At 71.9% G+C, this 16,772-nt stretch carries 15 protein-coding genes and 1 pseudogene; 8 read left to right on the forward strand and 8 right to left on the reverse strand.

All coding sequences use genetic code 11. The features are described 5' to 3' along the window. The 3 genes from VH969_RS31195 to VH969_RS31205 form a co-directional block, all read right to left on the reverse strand. On the reverse strand, window positions 1-824 hold an 824-nt coding region (locus tag VH969_RS31195; protein ID WP_331980849.1), incomplete at its 3' end, for an alpha/beta fold hydrolase. A 160-nt stretch (window positions 825-984) separates the two neighbouring features. Beyond that, on the reverse strand, window positions 985-1,449 hold the full coding sequence (locus tag VH969_RS31200; RefSeq protein ID WP_331980923.1) for an anthrone oxygenase family protein: 465 nt from the start codon (window positions 1,447-1,449) through the stop codon (window positions 985-987). A gap of 5 nt (window positions 1,450-1,454) precedes the next feature. Further along, on the reverse strand, window positions 1,455-2,270 hold the full coding sequence (locus VH969_RS31205; protein WP_331980851.1) for a Rossmann-fold NAD(P)-binding domain-containing protein: 816 nt from the start codon (window positions 2,268-2,270) through the stop codon (window positions 1,455-1,457). 24 nt (window positions 2,271-2,294) lie between these two features. Here VH969_RS31205 and VH969_RS31210 point away from each other — a divergent pair. Next, window positions 2,295-2,396: pseudogene (locus VH969_RS31210) on the forward strand (AraC family transcriptional regulator); the annotation flags it as partial. Window positions 2,397-2,437: 41 nt separating this feature from the next. On the opposite strand, the gene VH969_RS31215 reads toward VH969_RS31210, so the two are convergent. Then, window positions 2,438-3,277: a hypothetical protein gene (locus VH969_RS31215; protein ID WP_331980853.1), complete on the reverse strand. Its 840-nt coding sequence runs from the start codon at window positions 3,275-3,277 to the stop codon at window positions 2,438-2,440. Between the two features lie 195 nt (window positions 3,278-3,472). Between VH969_RS31215 and VH969_RS31220 the strand changes: the two genes are divergently transcribed. After that, window positions 3,473-4,384 carry an endonuclease/exonuclease/phosphatase family protein gene (locus VH969_RS31220; protein WP_331980855.1) on the forward strand — a complete coding sequence of 304 codons (912 nt, stop codon included), beginning with the start codon at window positions 3,473-3,475 and terminating at the stop codon, window positions 4,382-4,384. Between the two features lie 117 nt (window positions 4,385-4,501). On the opposite strand, the gene VH969_RS31225 is transcribed toward VH969_RS31220, so the two are convergent. Then, window positions 4,502-5,101, reverse strand: a complete 600-nt coding sequence (locus VH969_RS31225; RefSeq protein ID WP_331980857.1) for a LysE/ArgO family amino acid transporter — start codon at window positions 5,099-5,101, stop codon at window positions 4,502-4,504. A gap of 68 nt (window positions 5,102-5,169) precedes the next feature. On the opposite strand from VH969_RS31225, the gene VH969_RS31230 reads away from it, so the two are divergent. Then, the gene (locus tag VH969_RS31230; protein ID WP_331980925.1) at window positions 5,170-6,057 is read left to right on the forward strand and encodes a LysR family transcriptional regulator ArgP; all 888 of its coding nucleotides are present in this window, start codon (window positions 5,170-5,172) and stop codon (window positions 6,055-6,057) included. An 83-nt stretch (window positions 6,058-6,140) separates the two neighbouring features. After that, window positions 6,141-6,557, forward strand: coding sequence for a PGPGW domain-containing protein (locus tag VH969_RS31235; RefSeq protein WP_331980859.1), 417 nt, complete (start codon window positions 6,141-6,143; stop codon window positions 6,555-6,557). Here VH969_RS31235 and VH969_RS31240 read toward each other — a convergent pair. The 3 genes from VH969_RS31240 to VH969_RS31250 form a co-directional block, all read right to left on the reverse strand. Next, entirely contained in the window at window positions 6,554-6,988 is a 435-nt protein-coding gene (locus tag VH969_RS31240) for a hypothetical protein (protein WP_331980861.1), read from the reverse strand. The genes VH969_RS31235 and VH969_RS31240 overlap by 4 nt on opposite strands. A 118-nt stretch (window positions 6,989-7,106) precedes the next feature. After that, on the reverse strand, window positions 7,107-7,967 hold the full coding sequence (locus tag VH969_RS31245) for an NAD(P)-dependent oxidoreductase (RefSeq protein ID WP_331980863.1): 861 nt from the start codon (window positions 7,965-7,967) through the stop codon (window positions 7,107-7,109). 60 nt (window positions 7,968-8,027) lie between these two features. After that, window positions 8,028-9,029 carry an ABC transporter substrate-binding protein gene (locus tag VH969_RS31250; protein ID WP_331980865.1) on the reverse strand — a complete coding sequence of 334 codons (1,002 nt, stop codon included), beginning with the start codon at window positions 9,027-9,029 and terminating at the stop codon, window positions 8,028-8,030. Window positions 9,030-9,600: 571 nt separating this feature from the next. Between VH969_RS31250 and VH969_RS31255 the strand changes: the two genes are divergently transcribed. The 4 genes from VH969_RS31255 (at window position 9,601) to VH969_RS31270 (ending at window position 16,762) form a co-directional block, all read left to right on the forward strand. Continuing rightward, entirely contained in the window at window positions 9,601-13,173 is a 3,573-nt protein-coding gene (locus tag VH969_RS31255) for a sensor histidine kinase (protein WP_331980867.1), read from the forward strand. Then, a complete protein-coding gene (locus VH969_RS31260; RefSeq protein ID WP_331980869.1) occupies window positions 13,170-13,598 on the forward strand; it encodes a roadblock/LC7 domain-containing protein in 429 nt (142 codons plus the stop codon). The genes VH969_RS31255 and VH969_RS31260 overlap by 4 nt, the downstream gene beginning before the upstream one ends. Before the next feature lie 24 nt (window positions 13,599-13,622). Continuing rightward, entirely contained in the window at window positions 13,623-14,468 is an 846-nt protein-coding gene (locus VH969_RS31265) for an alpha/beta fold hydrolase (protein WP_331980871.1), read from the forward strand. Between the two features lie 905 nt (window positions 14,469-15,373). Then, the gene (locus tag VH969_RS31270) at window positions 15,374-16,762 is read left to right on the forward strand and encodes a class I adenylate-forming enzyme family protein (RefSeq protein WP_331980873.1); all 1,389 of its coding nucleotides are present in this window, start codon (window positions 15,374-15,376) and stop codon (window positions 16,760-16,762) included. Window positions 16,763-16,772: the final 10 nt, after the last annotated feature.

Below are 16,772 nucleotides of genomic sequence, written 5' to 3' on the forward strand. Positions count from 1 at the left end.
CCGGCGCCCCGGAGCCATTCCAGGGCCGCCGGCGCAGCGGACAGTACCGAGATGTGACCGTCCTGCATGGACAGTCGTAGCTCCGCGGTGGGGCAGTGCGCGGCCAGCCATTCCGCATGCGTGCTCGGAATCGTCCGGTCCAGGCCGCCGTGCAGCAGGAGGACCGGCGCGGTGATCGCGGCCGGGTCGGCACCCCACGGCGAGACGTAGGCGAGGTCGTCGTCGACAAGCGCGCCGCGGCCCCCCTCGAGAGCGGGACCGACGACCGAGCCGAACCAGCCCCACGGCCCCTCGAAGGCGGCCAGGTCGGCCGCGGCGAACTCCATCTCGGGGTTGTCGTCCCGCGCCTCGTAGGCCTCCTTCGCCGCCCGGCCCGCGGCGGCGGCCCGCAGCGAGCCGAGGCTCGAGTCCGACATGCCGGCGAACCAGTCGAGCCCGTCGGCGCCGAACGGCGCGATGCCGGCCGCGCTGACCACGGCGATGACCCGATCGGACAGCAGTGCGCCGCACGCGAGCGCATGGGAGCCGCCGCCGGAGTGGCCGAACACCGCGAACCGCTCGACGTCCAGCGCGTCCGCGATCGCCACCACGTCCTCGGCCACCGACCCGACGGTCCGGCCCGGCCGCGGCGTCGAGCCGCCATAGCCGGGCCGGTCGTGTGACACCCAGCGGATGCCGAGCCGGTCCGAGACCTCGAAAAGCGGCTCCGGCGGGGCGCCGATGTTCGGCGTGCCGTGGTGCCAGAACACGGTGAGCTCGCCGGCCCGGCCCGTGTCGTAGACGTGCAGCGTGCGCCCGTCGGCGAGGCGGAGGTCTGTCTCCATCACCGCGGCAACCTACCGCTCGCGATGCGAGGCGGCGTCCGCGCAGCACGTGGGTCATCGTGTGCCGCGGTTCGGCCACCGCGGCGTGCGCCTCGACGTCTGGAACGCCTCCGGCGCCCGCGACCACAGCCGGTGCGCGCGGAACGTGTGTCCCCGCGCCTCACGCGCGGGCGCGGCTGACCAGGGCCGCGACCAGGCAGCCGAACCCGGCGAGCGACACGACCGTGCGCAGCACGTTCCACCGCACCCAGGACGACTCGAAGCGGGCGCGCAGCTCCGCGTAGCCGTCCCGGCCCGCATCCAGCGCGTCGTTCAGCGGGATGTGCACGGCCCGGGTTACGACGATCGTCGCGAGCAGGCAGGCGAAGCCCGCCACGACCCACCACAGCGTCGCGCCCGCGTTCAGGTGGAGCACCCCGGCGACCGCGGCCAGCAGCGGCGCGCCCAGGAACGCCAGCATGAACCAGCCGTTGATGATCGCGATGTTGATCCCGCGCATGCCTTCGACGAACGTCTTGTCGTCGCCGCGGGCCAGGCCCGGCATGACCGAGATCGAGTACGCGTAGAAGAGCCCGGCGACCAGCCCGGCCGCGATCGTGGCGGCCACCAGCACGGCGATTCCCATGCGGCTCACCGACTCCACGCGTCCGCGGCCGCCTTCGCGTAGTCCGCGAAGTCCCGGGCCGGCCGGCCGAGCACCCGCTCGACGTCGCCGGTCACGAACTCGTTGCGGCCGTCCAGCACCCGCTCGAACAGCTCCGCCAACGGCATCGCCGCCTCCGCGGGCAGGTCGAGCGAAGCCGCGAACATCTCGGGGGAGCCGGGCCGGTAGCGCACCGCCCGCCCGGACACGGCGGCGATCTCGGCCGCGGCGTCGGCGAACGTGAGCAGCCGCGGGCCGGTCAGGTCGTACTCCTCGCCGGCGTGGCCGGGTGCGACGAGCGCTTCGACCACGACGTCCGCGACGTCGTCGAGGTCGACGAACGGCTCGCCGACCTCGCCCGCCGGCACCGTGAAGTCGCCGGCCATGACCAGTGGCAGCAGGAAGCCCTCGCTGAAGTTCTGGGCGAACCACGCGCAGCGCACGACCGTCCAGTCCACACCGGACTCCCGAACGGCCCGCTCGCTCGGCTCGGTCTCCGGCTCGCCGCGGCCGGACAGCAGCACCAGCCGGTGCACGCCCTTCGCCGCGGCCAGCGTGCTGAACGCCCGGATCCGCTCGGCCGCACCGGGCAGCGCGAGGTCTGGCTGGAACGTGAGGTAGGCGGCCTCGACCGGGACGTCCAGGACGGCTCCCCAGGTCGTCTCGTCGTACCAGTCGAACGGCGGCTCGGTGGCGCGCGACACCGCGCGCACCGCGTGTCCCCGGGCGCGCAGCCGGTCGGCGACCCGCCGGCCGGTCTTGCCGGTGCCGCCCACGACCAGGAAGGTCTTGTCAGTCGTCATGGGTACAAGTAAAGCGGCAAGCGGGTGGCCCGCCAGGTGGGCTGCGGCAGCTCGTTCGCCCTCCTGAGCACCGCGTTCGAACGCGAGTACGGTGTGAGCCCGCAGGCCTACCGCACCCGGGAATGACGGTGGCGGGGCCGCCACGGCCCCGCCACCTGGTAAGCGCGTCAGCAGCGGACGAGCAGGCCGGTGAGGGCCGAGCAGGTCTTGCTGGCGCGGTCGTTGGCCGCGTTCGGGTCGGCCGGGGTGCTCTGCTGGCGCTGGACGGTCGTGACGAGCTGGCCGATGGCGAGCAGCTGGGTGCGCGCGGCGAAGGTCACCGTGGCGTTCGCCCCCGACGCCAGCGTCGCGAGGTCGCAGTTGACCGTGCGGGTGGTGCCGACCCGCACGCAGTCGTCGGAGCCGGCGAACACCAGGCCCCTGGCGAGGGTCGCCACGAGCCGCACGCCGGTCGCGGCAGCCGGGCCCGCGTTGCCCACGGTGACCGTGTACTCGATCCGCGAGGTGCGCACCTGGCGCGGCGTGGCGTTGATCGACACCCCGAGGTCGGCCTCCTGCGGCCCGTTGATCGTCAGCGTGGGACCGGCCGCCGACGGGAACTGGAAGTTCTCGCCGTCGAGCTGGTGGCGCAGCGCGACGGTGCCGGGTGCCGCGTCGTCCTTGATCCGCAGCGTCCACGTGACCGTGTGCGAGGCGCCTGGCGCGAGGTCCCCGGCGTACGAGCGGAAGCTGTCCAGGAACACGTCGCAGCTGAACACGCTGCCGTCGCAGGAGACGATGTCGGCGACGTCGACGAGGCCGATCAGGGTCGGCCGCGCCCCGGTGATCGCGAAATCGTTCGGGTTGAACACCTCCTGCGTCACCGTGAACGTCTGGCCCCGGTCGAGGGTGGTGTCGCCGGCGGTCACGGCGCTGGGATCGGGCGGTGCCGCGCCGGCCGCGGCGGGCACGGCGAACAGGACCGCGGCGACCACCACGCCGATGGCGGCAATTCGAGGCAGCCTCATAGATACGACTCCATCTGGATCGCGGAAAGCCGACCCCCGCGCCGGCACAACGGTTCGTTACTCGCTGCCCGCAGGCGGTCCGTTACGAGGTGTTTCCCCCCTGGTATGAAAGATCACCCGGTGGGGGCACGTCCCTACAATGGTCACCAGGCCGGATCGCCGCCGCGTGATCGGAGGTGCGTGATCGGAGGTGCCATGCGTCGCCGGTGGGGACGCCTGCTCGGCCTGGTATGCGTGCTCGTGGTGGGGAGCGTGCTGCCGCTGGCCCAGCCCATGGCGGCCGCCCGGGATCGGGGTGGGCCGCTGATCGGTGCGGCGCGGGGTGACGAGCTGCATGTCATGTCGTTCAACCTGCGGTTCGCCTCGGAGCGCGGGCCGCACACGTGGTCGCAGCGTCGCCCGATCATGGCCGCGCTGCTGCGCCTCGAGCAGCCGACGCTTCTCGGCACCCAGGAGGGCTTCTACGGCCAGCTGCGCGACATCGCCGAGGACCTGCCCGACCGGTACGACTGGATCGGAGAGGGGCGCAAGGGCGGCAGCCGAGACGAGTTCGTGGCGATCTTCTTCGACACGGACCGGCTGGAACCCGTTGCGTACGACCACTTCTGGCTCTCCGACACGCCGGACGTGGTCGGCTCGAACACCTGGGGCAACGACTCGGTCCGCATGGTCACCTGGGTCCGCTTTCACGACAAGCGCACGGGCCGCGAGTTCATCGCCCTCAACACCCACCTCGACGACGAGTCGGCGTACTCCCGCACCCGAGCCGCGGAGCTCATCCGCGACCGCATCGGGGCCTTCCCCGCGGACCTGCCGATCATCGTCACCGGCGACTTCAACGACGCCGCCGAGAACTCCGCGCCGTACGACATCCTCACGACCGGCACCGGCCTGACCGAGTCCTGGCGCGCGGCGCGGCACCGGCTTACCCCGGCGTACGGCTCCTGGCACCACTACGTCCCGCTGCGCGTCAACGGCCGGCGCATCGACTGGGTGCTCACCCGCGGCAAGGTCACCGTCGACGCGGTCGGGCTGAACACCTTCAGCCGCAAGGGAGAGTTCCCCTCCGACCACCTGCCGCTGCAGGTCCGGCTACACCTCGACTGACCGGGCAGCGGCACGGCTCGCCACCGCCGCACCGTGCACCGGCCCGCGGCGACCCGGGCCGCACTACCGCCGCTCACCCACCCGGCGGTGCGTGCACGGCGATCATCTACGCGCTCGCTAACGGGCCAGCAGCGTCACGCCCAGGGTGATCATCGTGGCGGCGACCAGACCGTCCAGCAGCCGCCACGCGGCGGGGCGGGCGAAGAATCGGCCGAGCAGCCGCGCGCCGAAGCCGAGCGCGGCGAACCAGCACAGGCTCGCGAAGGCCGCACCGACGCCGAAGTCCCACCGCAGCGCACCGTGCGTGGCGGCGACCGAGCCGAGCAGCAGCACGGTGTCGAGGTACACGTGCGGGTTGAGCCAGGTCATCGTGAGGCACGTCAGCACCGCGCCGCGGGTGGCCCCCGCGGCGCTGCCGTCGGCGGTCATGGCCGCCGGCCGGAACATCCGCCGGACCGCGAGCAGGCCGTAGCCGACGAGGAAGGCGCCACCGACGAGGCCGACGACGGTCAGCACGACCGGCTGCGCCCGCACGATCGACCCGACGCCGGCCACGCCCAGCGCGATCAGCACCGCGTCGGAGATCGCGCAGATCGCGACCACGGCGGGCACCGCGTGGCGGCGGATGCCCTGGCGCAACACGAACGCGTTCTGCGCGCCGATGGCCACGATGAGGGAGAGGCCGGTGCCGAAACCGGCCGCCATGGCGAGCAGCATGCCACCACGCTAAGCAGCGACAGAGCGCACGTCGAGCTAAGGATTCTTAGGTATCATTAGCGCTCGTGATGCCGGTCGATCAGGTTCGCACGCTCCTCGCGGTCGCCGACGAGGGCACGCTCGACGCGGCCGCGGCCGCGTTGCACGTGACGCCGTCCGCGGTCAGCCAGCGGCTGAAGGCGCTCGAGCAGGGGGTCGGCCGCGTGCTGCTGCTGCGCACGAAACCGGTCCGGCTGACCGAGTCCGGCCAGGTGGTCGTCCGGTTCGCCCGCCAGCTCGCCCGCCTCGAGCTCGACGCCCGCGCGGAGCTCGGCATGGCGGACGGCGACGAGCCCGCGACGCTGCCGATCGCGGTGAACGCGGACTCGCTCGCGACGTGGTTCCTGCCCGCGCTCGGCCGCGTGCCGGAGTCGCTACGGACGTGCTTCGAGCTGCACCGCGAGGACGAGGGCCACACGACCACGCTGCTGCGCGAAGGCGTGGTGATGGCGGCCGTGACGTCGTCGCCGGAGCCGGTGCAGGGCTGCTCGGTCACGCCGCTGGGGCGGATGCGGTACCTGCCGGTGGCGAGCCCGTCCTATGTCGGGCGTCGGCTGCGGGGCCGCTCGCTGCGCCAGGCCGTCGGCACGGTGCCGGTCGTGCTGTTCGACCGCAACGACGACCTGCAGGACTCGTTCGCCCGCCGCCTCACCAGCGGCCGCGACGCCGGCCCGCTGCGGCACTACGTGCCGTCGTCGGAGGGCTTCGCGGACGCGGTCACCGCCGGCATGGGCTGGGGCCTGGTGCCGGCCGCGCAGGCCGGCCCCCGGCTGCGTGCGGGGGAGCTGGTCCTGCTGGACCCGCGGCGGGCGGTGGACGTGCCGCTCTACTGGCAGCAGTGGAAGCTCGACTCGCCCGCGCTGGCCGCCACGGCGGCAGCGGTCGCCGCGGCGGCGGCCGATGCGCTGGACCAGTGACCGCGTGCGCGGCCGGAACCCACGGCACGCCTGCGACGTTGATCGGGCGTGATCGGACCAAACGGGCCACAATGGCTGACAACATGGCAGCAACGCATCAGATGAAGCGCGTGGCGATCTCGGTCGCCGGCGCCCTCGTCCTCCTCGCCGGCCTCGCGCTGCTCGTGCTGCCCGGGCCCGGCCTCCTGCTGGTGCTGGCCGGGTTGCTGATCCTCGCCTCGGAGTACCCCGCGCTCGAGCGCTACGTCGACCCCGTGCGGGACCGGGCGATGAAGGCCGCCGAGCAGAGCGTGTCCTCGCCGCTGCGGATCGCCGGCTCGGTCTGCGCCGGGCTCGGGCTGATCGCCGCCGGGATCGTGTGGGGCCTGGTGTCGTGGCTGCCGTTCAGCGGGTGGAGCGCCGGGTCGAGCCTCATCCTTTCCGGGTTGATCCTGTTCGCGCTGCTGTACTGGAGCTACCGCAAGGTCCGGGCGCGCCGCGAAGCAGCCCGCCGGTCCTAGGCGACTGCGCGCAGCGCCCGGACGGCGTCGTGATCCGAGTCGTGCGCGGCGGCCAGGCTCGCGCGGCAACAGCGCACGATCTGCCGGTTCGCCGCACCGGGCGGCATCCCGTGGCACTTCGGGCAGGTCAGGGTGACGTCACCGGTCAGCTGGTCGATCGCGACGTTGACCGCGCACTCGCATCTGCGGCACCAGCGGTGGCCGGTCACGACGATGACGTGCAGCGGCGAGGAGACGCAGTGGTGCAGCCAGCGCCGGTGCGTGTAGCAGGTGGTGCGTTCGAGGGGGTCCAGTTCGCCACGTTCCTCGGCGGCGTCCTCGGTGGACAGTGCGACCGCGAGCCTGCGGTCGGCGACGTCGGCGTACCGCTCGTGGACGGCCGGGAGCGCCGGCACCGCGGTGATGGTCTGGGTGCTGCGCTGCGTGCTCACGGCCGGCTCCTTCGCGTCTGTCCGTGTCTGGTTCGGATCTGACGCTAGGTCGGCGTGGGTGCCGGGACATCGGGGAGACCCCCGGTCCCGAGAGGGGGTACCCCGGGGTTCGCCCGAGCTATGGCCTGGTGGTGTGGATGACCGCGGCCATGTCCTTGTCGCCGTGCCCGGCGTCCGCGGCGGAGCTGAGCTGCGCGTGGACCGCCGCCATGAGCCGCTCGTCGACGCCCGTGTCGCGCAACGCCTGGAGGATCAGGCCGGCGTCCTTCACCGCGCCGCCGAGGGCGAATGCCGGGGCGAGCTCGCCGCTGATCATGTTGCCGCCCTTGACCTGGGCGTACGCGCTGTCGGTCGGGCCGCCGCCGATCACGTCGAGGAACAGCCGCGGGTCGAGGCCGAGCCGCTCGGCGAGCGCGATGCTCTGCGCGGTCGCGGTGGTGATCGACAGGACCCAGGCGTTGGCGACGAGCTTGAGCCGGTGTCCGTCGCCGGGGCGCTCGCCGACCCACACGGTCCGCGCGCCGACGGCGTCGAGCACCGGAGTGGCCGGCTCGCGCAGGTCCGCCGGGCCGGCGGCGAGGACGGTCAGCTTGCCCTGCTCGGCCGGCTGCCGGGTACCGAGGACGGGCGCGTCCAGGAAGCCGAGGCCGTGCCGCGCGGCCAGGTCGGCGAACCGCTCGGTGGCCTCGATGCCGACCGTGCTCGACTGGATCCACAAGGCGCCGGCGCGGATCCGCGGCAGCGCCTCGTCCAGCACGCCGGCCACCGCGACCTCGTCGAACAGCATCGTCAGCACGACGTCCGCGCCCTCGACGGCGGCCGCCGCGTCCGTGGCGACGGAGGCGCCGTCGCCGGCCAGCGGGGCGGCCCGGTCGGCGGTGCGGTTCCAGACGGTCACGTCGAAGCCGGCGCGCACGAGGTTGCGCGCCATCCCGGCACCCATGATCCCCGTGCCGAGCACGGTCACCTTCGTCGTCATGCCCGCCGTTCTACTCCACTCGCGCGGGCCGGGCACGGCGGCGGCAGGCTCGGCCCGCGGTCAGCTCTTGCCCTGCAGGATCATCGGCCGGATGTCGAAGGCCTTCTTGATGATCCCGTACTCACGCATGAGGTCCGGCACGCGTTGCAGCCGCGTCGGGTCCGCGGTCAGCGGGTAGGCCGGCAGGTGCAGCACGGCGGCGATCTCCGGATCGATGTGGAGCTTGGAGATCAGCGCGCCGTTCAGCGCCTTCTGCCCCTCCGGGGTCGTCGCCGAGCGGTGCACCTTGAGCACGGCACGCTGGAACGCCGCGACCGTGTTCGGGTACGCCTGCGTGGTCTTCTCCAGTGCCGCGTACCCGGACAGGCCGATGCCGTCGAGGCGGCCGACCATCGGCTGGAAGACCGTCCACACGCCGAGCTGCGCCTGGGCGACGGTGAGGTACGGCTCCTCGAGGTACGCCGCGTCGATCTCCCCGCCCTGCAGCTTCGGCAGCATGTCCGCGAACCTCATGACCTGCCAGTCGACGCCGGACGGATCCGCGCGGGCGGCCCTCATGCCGGACTTCACCGCGAGCTCGGCGATGCCGCCCCGCGCCGGCACGCCGATCGTCTTGTCCTCGAGGTCGTCCGGGTTGCGGTACGGCGAGTCCTTGTTGACCACGACCGCGCTGGAGTCCGGCTTGGCCGCGACGGCGTCCGCCACGATCTTGACCTCGGCCTTCCCCGCGGCCTTCTGCTGCGCCCGGACGATCGCCGGATAGTTGGCGAAGGTGAGGTCGACGTCGCCGGCGAGCAGGCGGTCGAGATTCTCACCGCTGCCGGTCAGGGTGACGATCTTGACGTCGAGGCCTTCCTCGGCGAAGTAGCCCTGATCCCGCGCGACGTAGAGCGGGGCCATGCCGATGGAGGGATCGACGCCGATCGTGATGGTCGACTTCTCGACCTGTCCATCGGGCGACTCGGTCGACTGCTGCGACGTGCCGACGAAGATGCCACAGCCGGCGGTGCCGAAGAGCATGGTCACCGCCGCGAGAGCGCCGAGCGTACGTCGCGATTTCACCGGAGAGCGAGATTAGCCGACGGCGACCGGACCGCAACACACAGCTCTCGACTTAGGCCGTTCGGCCCAGCACTGGGCCGAAAAGCGGAATGTCTGGACCAACCGGGCGGCACCTGGCACAATTTGTGTCCAAATAGGACGACCTGCTGCCTGCGGTTCTACTTCGGACGATCGACTTGGGTGCCACGAGCTATAGGCGTGGAGCCGCTCGTGCGGTAGAGTCACTGGCTGTTCTGTGGCCTGCTCCTCAGTGACGACTCGTGATGACACCCGTGCGCATGCCCCGCGCCCGACGGGTGGCGTCTCTCGGTACCAACCAAACGCAACAAATCGGTAACACACAGCGATTGATGTAGGCCGTTCGGCTGAAATTGGTCCAAAAAGACGAAGATCATCCAGGTCTGGACGGGCAAGCAGCCCCAATGGGCCCGCTCGACGCTGACATTTTGGCCGACCTCGACTAACTTCCAGGCTTAACAATGGGTAGCCGAGTGAGTCGGGGTGGTTATCTCATGTGCGAGCGAGGCTTGGTGCGGACAGGCCTCCGGCAGTTCCTCCGGAGCAGTGCCTGATGGCGTCTCGCGACGCTGGGGAGGTCCACAACAAGGCGGGGAGGCGCCGTGCGCCGGGGAAGCGCACGACGCCGGAGCGGTGGCAGCCGCGGAACTGGCGGCTGCGCACGAAGATGTCGGTGGTCGTGGCGGTTCCCGCCATGACCGCGCTGGCCTTCGCCGGCCTGCGGATCGACACCGAGCTGTCGACCGCGGAAGACTTCGACCGGATCGTCAGCCAGGTCGACACGTCCATGCTGATCACCGAGGTCGTGCACCAGCTGCAGGGCGAACGCGGCGCCGTGGCGTCGGCCGTCGCCGACGGCTCGATCGCGAACAACGAGGACACGGCCAACGTCTTCCGGCAGACCGACGCGGCGATCTCGGAGCTGCGGGACAAGATCGGCATCCTGGATCTGGCCGACGCGGAGAGCAAGGGGCGCTACAACTACGCGTTCAACAAGCTCTCCCAGCTGGCGCCGCTACGCAACCTCGCCCGGTCGGGCACCTATCCCGACCTGGCGGTGCTGAGCGCGTACAACGCGGTGATCGACCCGCTGGTCCAGCTCGGCCGTGAGCTCACCACGGCGGGCAACGCCACCGGCCAGGGGCCCTCCCGGCTGAGCGCCGCGGTGCAGACCATCGGCCAGGCCAAGGAACGAGCGTCCCAGTTGGACGCTCTACTCATGGTTTCGGCCGTGCGCAACAGCTTCCGCTCCTCGACCGTGCAGAACGAGGCCGAGGCGGCCGCGGCCGGGTTCGACTCGTCGATCGCCGAGTTCTTCGCCATCGCGACGCCGGACGAGCAGCAGCAGTACAACGACGGCTACAGCGGCACCGAGGTCGACAAGCGGCGGGACTTCGCGCAGGCCGCGCTGTCCGGCTCGGATCCCAACGCGCCGCTCGACTTCGACCTCAAGACACTGCGCGACGCCAGCACGGCGGCGAACAACAAGCTCCGCGGGGTCGAGACGAACCTCATCGCGTCGCTGCGCACGCAGGCGTCCGGCCTGGCGAGCGAGGCCACGGCGACGGCGTGGAAGGTCGCGCTGATCGTCGTCGGGGCGATGCTGGCCGCGCTGGCGCTGATGCTCGCGATGACGCAGTCCCTGGTGAACCCGCTGCGCCGGTTGCGCCGTGGCGCGCTCAAGGTCGCCAACGTGACGCTGCCGAAGACGATCGAACGCATCCTCGACGACGCGAACCCGGTGGAGGCGGCGAAGAACGCGGTCGCGCCGATGCCGGTGGACACGAGCGAGGAGATCGGTCAGGTCGCCCGCTCGTTCGACGTCGTGCACGAGCGCGCGGTTCGGCTGGCGACCGAGCAGGCAGTCCTGCGGGACAACGTCAACGACATGTTCGTCAACCTGTCGCGGCGCACGCAGGCGCTCGTCGAGCGCCAGCTGTCCGAGCTGGACAAGCTCGAGCAGAACGAGCAGGACCCGGACCAGCTCGCGCAGTTCTTCGTGCTCGACCACCTGGCCGCCCGGATGCGGCGCAACAGCGAGAACCTGCTGATCCTCTCCGGCGTCGGCGTGGCGCGGCGGTCGTCCAAGCCGGTGCCGATCACGGAGGTCATCGGGGCCGCACAGTCTGAGATCGAGAACTATGCCCGGGTCGTGGTGACGGCCGGCCCGGATACGCTCGTGCAGGGCCGCGTCGTCAACGACGTGGTGCACCTGATGGCGGAGCTGCTGGACAACGCCACGAAGTTCTCCGCCGCGGACACGAAGGTCACCGTGACCTCGACGCACGTGCGCAGCGGCGAGCTCGCCGTGCAGATCTCCGACAGCGGCCTCGGCCTCTCCGAGGAGGAGCTGGCCGACATCAACAAGCGGCTGGTCAACCCGCCGCCGTTCGACCTCGCGGTGTCGCGGCGGATGGGCCTGTACGTGGTCGCACGGCTGGCGAAACGTCACGACATCAAGGTCCGGCTGCACGGCGAGTTCAACTCCGGGACGTCGGCCGTGGTGGTGCTGCCGAAGTCGATCACCAGCCCGGCGCCGCCGGCGAGCCCTCCGCCACCGCCGGTGGGCTCGAAGGATCCGACGGAGGTGCGCGGCGGGCTGACCACGTCGCTGCCGACCGCACGCACGGGCGCCACGACGGTGGCCGACAACAGCGGCCAGCCGACGACGGTCCACAATGGACCGCACTCGGTCACCCGGATGCAGCCGGTGGCCCGCCCGAACCAGACGGCGCCGACGAGCCCGGTGCCCGGCCCGCACACGTCGCAGACGGCCCCGGTGACGGGTTCGGGCCCGCAGCCGGTGCAGACGGGTCCGGGTACGGGCCCGCAGCGGATTCCGACCGGGCCGAGCAGTGGGCCGTTGCCGGTGCCGACCGGGCCGGGTACGGGCACGGAGCGGATTCCGACCGGGCCGAGCAGTGGGCCGTTGCCGGTGCCGACCGGGCCGGGTACGGGCACGGAGCGGATTCCGACCGGCCCGAGCAGTGGGCCGTTGCCGGTGCAGACGGGTCCGGGCACCGGCCCGCAACGGATCCCGACCGGCCCGCAGCCGGACCAGAACGGGCCCGGCACCGGCAAGCATGCCGCGGTCCAGAACGGCCCGGGTACGGGCAAGCACGCCGCGGTCAAGGGCGGTCCGGGCACCGGGAAGCATCCGTCGGCGCCGAGCGGTCCGGGTACGGGGAAGCCGCCGGCGCAGAACGGGCCGGGTACGGGCAAGAATCCTGCGGTCAAGGGCGGTCGGGGCACCGGGAAGCGTTCCTCGGCGCAGAGTGGTCCGGGCACCGGGCAGCATCCGGCCGTGCGGAACGGCCCGAGTACCCGGCAGCAGCCCGCGGTGCGGAACGGCCCGAGTACCGGGCAGCAGCCCGCGGTGCGGAACGGTCCCGGTACCGGCCAGCAGCCCGCGATCCGGACGGGACCGCCGTCCGGGCCGCAGCCGGTGCAGAGCGGGCCCGGCACGGGCCGGCACCCCGCGGTGCGGAACGGCCCGGCGACCGGCCAGCAGCCCGCGGTCCAGAGCGGGCCGCCGTCGGGGCCGCAGCGGGTGCAGGGCGGGCCGCCGTCCGGGCCGCAGCCGGTGCGGAACGGGCCCGGCACCGGGCAGCATCCCGCCGTTCCGCGGCGCTCGGAGCCCGCGCATGCGGCCTCCGAGGGGCTTGCCCGGTCCCCGTGGTTCCAGCGCACCGTGCCGGCGAACCTGGGCAACCAGGACGGCAACGGGAACGGCGCGGGGAAAGGGAACGGGAACGGCTCGACGGGCAAGGGCAAGAAGAACGGCAAGCGCGTCGACCCCGACGCCCTCTCCTCCTCGGCCCTGAACTGGCGGGCGACCGCGGGCGACGACGGGTGGAGCGCCGTGCGGCGCAAGCTCGGCGACACCGCGCAGCAGTCCAAGGTCAGCGACCAGCTCCCGCGCCGCACGCCCGGCTCACGCCTGGTGCCCGGGTCGGCGGGGGAGCGGCGGCTGGCCGGCGGCACCGACGACGTTCCCGAGACGGAGCCGCCGTCGCAGCCGTGGGCGGACGGCGTCCGCTCCCGGTTGACCGGCTTCAAGCAGGGCCTCGACCGGGCGCGGGGTGAGCACGAGCCACCCGATCACCGACCGGGGGACGGCCGATGACCTCCGATCGCAAGGAGGATCTCAGCTGGTTCCTGGACGACTTCGTGGTGCGGGTCGCGGATGTCGCGCACACCGTCGTCGTGTCCGCGGACGGGATCCTGCTCGCCCGCTCGTCCACCCTGCCGCCGGACAACGCCGAGCAGCTGGCCGCCATCGCCTCCGGCGTCGCGAGCCTGGCCGCGGCCGCGGCGCAGACGTTCGACGCGGGCGACATGGTCCAGACGTGCGTGGAGATGCAGCAGGGCTACCTGTTCACGATGGCCATGGGCCCGGGCGCGAACCTCGCGGTGCTGGCCGCGCCCGACTGCGAGCTCGGCCTCCTCGCCTACGAGATGACCATGCTCGTCGAGCAGATCGGTGAGCGGCTCACGCCGGAGCTGCGGGCCGAGCGCGGGCTCGCGTCGAGGTCGGCCGGCATGGACTGACCGGGGTCGCCATACGATCAACGGATGGCGACGTTCCGGGGTACCGACGGCACCCTTCTCGCGTACCACCGGGCCGGCGCGGGCACGCCGCTGGTCTGCCTGCCCGGCGGCCCCATGCAGGCGTCGGCGTACCTCGGGGACCTCGGTGGCCTGACCGCCCGGCACGAGCTGGTGACGCTCGACCTCCGAGGCACCGGCGAGTCGGCCGTGCCGGCAGACACCACCACCTACCGGGTGGACCGGCAGGTCGGCGACGTCGAGGCGCTGCGCGCGCACCTGGGACTGGCTCGAATGGACCTGCTGGGCCACTCGGCCGGCGGCACGCTCGCGATCCTCTACGCCACGCGGTACCCCGACCGCATCGGCCGCCTGGTGCTCGTCGTGCCGAGCGCACGGGCGGCGGACCTGGAGATCGCCGACGCGGATCGCCGCGCGGTCGCCGAGCTGCGCCGCGGCGAGCCGTGGTTCGCGGACGCGTACGCGGCTTTCGAGCGGATCTGGTCCGGTGCGCCGACCGACGCCGACTGGACGGCGATCACCCCGTTCACCTATGGCCGGTGGGACGAGGCCGCGCGGGCCAACGCCGCCCGCGAGGCGGCCCAGATCAACGACGAGGCGGCCGCCGGGTACTACGCGCCGGGCGCGGTCGACGCGCCGGCCGTGCGGTCCGCGCTCGCGGGCCTGGGCGTACCGGTGCTGCTGGTCTCGGGAGAGTACGACGTCGCGCTCCCGCCGAAGCGGGCGGCGGCGTACGCGGGGTTGTTCGCGCGCGCGGAGCACGCCGTGCAGCCCGGCGGCGGGCACTTCCCCTGGCTGGGCGACCCCGGGTGGTTCGTGCGGACCGTGACGACCTTTCTGGCCAGGCCTTGACCGGTTCACCCTGACGGTCCAATCGCGAGTCACCACCAACGTCCACTGACCGTGTTCACCGTCCGTTCCGGAGCATGCCGCCCGCGCGTGTCCAGGAATTGACCGGAGCATCGCGGTCGACGTGAACCCCGATGTTCCCGATGAACGGAACGTTCCTTCAGTCCGATTTTTCCGACCTATTCATGATCTTGTGAATCCGTGACATGGCGGCATCGTGGCCGGTCGGACGAATCCATGCGCGGTCACGGTGTCCTCTGCTGTCAACAGGCTGGTGCCGGCCGCGTCCGGCCGGGCCTGGCCGCCGGCGGCGCGGGTCGGAGCAATCGCCGAAAATGCCGAGCGACTGATCGATTAATTCGACCCAGGAATGCCGGCGGCGGGTGCCCGAAAATTCCGCGGAATTGATCCAGCAACCGTCACGGGGTGTGATGAGTGGCGGCAGAATGCCGGAAAATGCGTACAGGTGTTCTTCATCCGTTTGGCCGAACGGCGGATACGTCGCCAACTCGCCCGGGCGCCCGTTCGGTGGGGGCCGACCGACGATTGCGCCGGCCGGCTGCGGCGAATTGTCCGATCCGCGCGGTGCCGCTGCTGCCCGGCGCGTCGGCCGTCCTCGCGCGCGCACGCGCGCGGAGGTAGTACCGGCGCAGGTCGCCATAGCCCTTTGTTGCCAAGCGATACGCCCGTACGGCCGTATCCGGCGGGCTGTTGTGGCCTGCGGCGACTGACGTTGAGTCAGCAGTCAATTACGTAAAGCTTTGTTGACTGTTGTGCTTCTCAGGGCGTGGGAATTGACGTACAGTCCTGCGCTGTCAGGTCGAGAGGCATAACAGCCCGCTAACCATCAGCCCCTGAGGGGGCTGATTTGGGCTGCGATTTTTGTGGGGGCCACGGTGCTCGCGGGAATGCAGGCGGAGGTCACTTCCGAGGTCGGACCGGAATGGGTTGACGAGGTCTTACTGGCAGGTCCGGACAAAAACGTCCCGTTGCGCTTGCCGGCTGGGCCGATTGCTCAGTCCACACTGCGCCAACTGGTCGCAGAACGCCGGGATGCGCTGACCGCGGCTGGGCTCGGGCGGGGCGGCTGCGTCGCGTTGCGGCTGCCGCCCTCGCTCACCTACGTGGCCAATCTCCTTGCGGTGTGGCGGATCGGGGCGCAGGCAGTGCTCCTCGATCACCGGCTCACCCAGTACGAGGTGGACCAGGCCGTCGAGCGGCTCGGCGTCCAGATGGTCGTTCAGGTGGACAAGACGCTCAGCAGCCCGCTCAGCGTTTTCGCCGATGTCACCGAAACGGTTATCACCCGCGAAGGGGAGCCCGCGCGGACGCCCCATGCCGTGCTGCAGCTCAGCTCGGGCTCCACCGGGCCGTCGAAGGTCATCGGCCGCACGGCGGCCGACCTGGTCGCGGAGATCGACCGCTACACCAAGATCGACGGCGTGCCCCTGGGCGGCGAGCGGATCATCCTGCTGCCGTCGATGGTGCACGTGCTCGGCCTGGTCGGCGGGCTGCTGTACGGGTTGCACGCGGGCGTCGAGCTGGTCCCGCCGCGGCGCCTGACCGGTGACGCCATCCTCGAGGCGGTGGCCGCCGGGGACACGCCGGCCACCGTCCTCGGCGTCCCCTTCCACATCGGACTACTCGCGTCGGTCGCCGACCCGCCGAAGCTGCCCCAGCTCAAGCGCATGACGACCGGTGGCGAGCTGGTGCCGGCCGCGGTCGCCGCCACGTTCGACGACAAGTACGGCGTGCCGCTGGGCAACATGTGGGGCATGACCGAGGTCGGGGTCATCGCCACGGACCTCTTCGGCGAGCACCGGCCCTCGCTCATGCCGGCACCGGGCCTGGCCGTCCGCGAGGTCGACGGCGAGCTGCAGGTCAGCCGGCCCGAGTCGCCGTACGTCGGGCTGTCCGACCCGACCCGGTGGTCCGACGGGTGGCTGCACACCAAGGACGCCGGTCGCGTCGACCCCGACACCGGGCTGGTCACCGTCCTCGGCCGGCTCGACTCACAGGTCTCGGTCGGCGGACTGAAGGTGGACCTGACCGAGGTCGAGCACGCGCTGACCTCGGTGGCCGGCGTCGTGGGCGCGGTCGTGTTGTACGACAAGGAGATCACGGCCTACGTCCAACTGGACGGCAGCGCGACCGGGCAGGGGGTCGAGGCGGCGCTCGCCGAACGGGTCGCCGGCTACAAGCGCCCGCGCACGATGCACGTGCTGGAGGCACTGCCCCGCACGACGACCGGCAAGCTCGTTCGTGATCAGGCGGTGCTACGCGCCGCCCTGTCGTGACCTGCGGTGA

Origin of the sequence: Actinophytocola sp., assembly GCF_036555685.1 — a bacterium.
Lineage (GTDB): Bacteria > Actinomycetota > Actinomycetes > Mycobacteriales > Pseudonocardiaceae > Actinophytocola.

Coding starts and splice junctions, on each gene's coding strand:
- VH969_RS31200 (WP_331980923.1), bottom strand. CDS start 1,449: ATGGGAATCGCCGTGCTGGTGGCCGCCACGATCGCGGCCGGGCTGGTC.
- VH969_RS31205 (WP_331980851.1), bottom strand. CDS start 2,270: ATGACGACTGACAAGACCTTCCTGGTCGTGGGCGGCACCGGCAAGACC.
- VH969_RS31215 (WP_331980853.1), bottom strand. CDS start 3,277: ATGAGGCTGCCTCGAATTGCCGCCATCGGCGTGGTGGTCGCCGCGGTC.
- VH969_RS31220 (WP_331980855.1), top strand. CDS start 3,473: ATGCGTCGCCGGTGGGGACGCCTGCTCGGCCTGGTATGCGTGCTCGTG.
- VH969_RS31225 (WP_331980857.1), bottom strand. CDS start 5,101: ATGCTGCTCGCCATGGCGGCCGGTTTCGGCACCGGCCTCTCCCTCATC.
- VH969_RS31230 (WP_331980925.1), top strand. CDS start 5,170: ATGCCGGTCGATCAGGTTCGCACGCTCCTCGCGGTCGCCGACGAGGGC.
- VH969_RS31235 (WP_331980859.1), top strand. CDS start 6,141: ATGGCAGCAACGCATCAGATGAAGCGCGTGGCGATCTCGGTCGCCGGC.
- VH969_RS31245 (WP_331980863.1), bottom strand. CDS start 7,967: ATGACGACGAAGGTGACCGTGCTCGGCACGGGGATCATGGGTGCCGGG.
- VH969_RS31255 (WP_331980867.1), top strand. CDS start 9,601: ATGGCGTCTCGCGACGCTGGGGAGGTCCACAACAAGGCGGGGAGGCGC.
- VH969_RS31260 (WP_331980869.1), top strand. CDS start 13,170: ATGACCTCCGATCGCAAGGAGGATCTCAGCTGGTTCCTGGACGACTTC.
- VH969_RS31265 (WP_331980871.1), top strand. CDS start 13,623: ATGGCGACGTTCCGGGGTACCGACGGCACCCTTCTCGCGTACCACCGG.
- VH969_RS31270 (WP_331980873.1), top strand. CDS start 15,374: ATGCAGGCGGAGGTCACTTCCGAGGTCGGACCGGAATGGGTTGACGAG.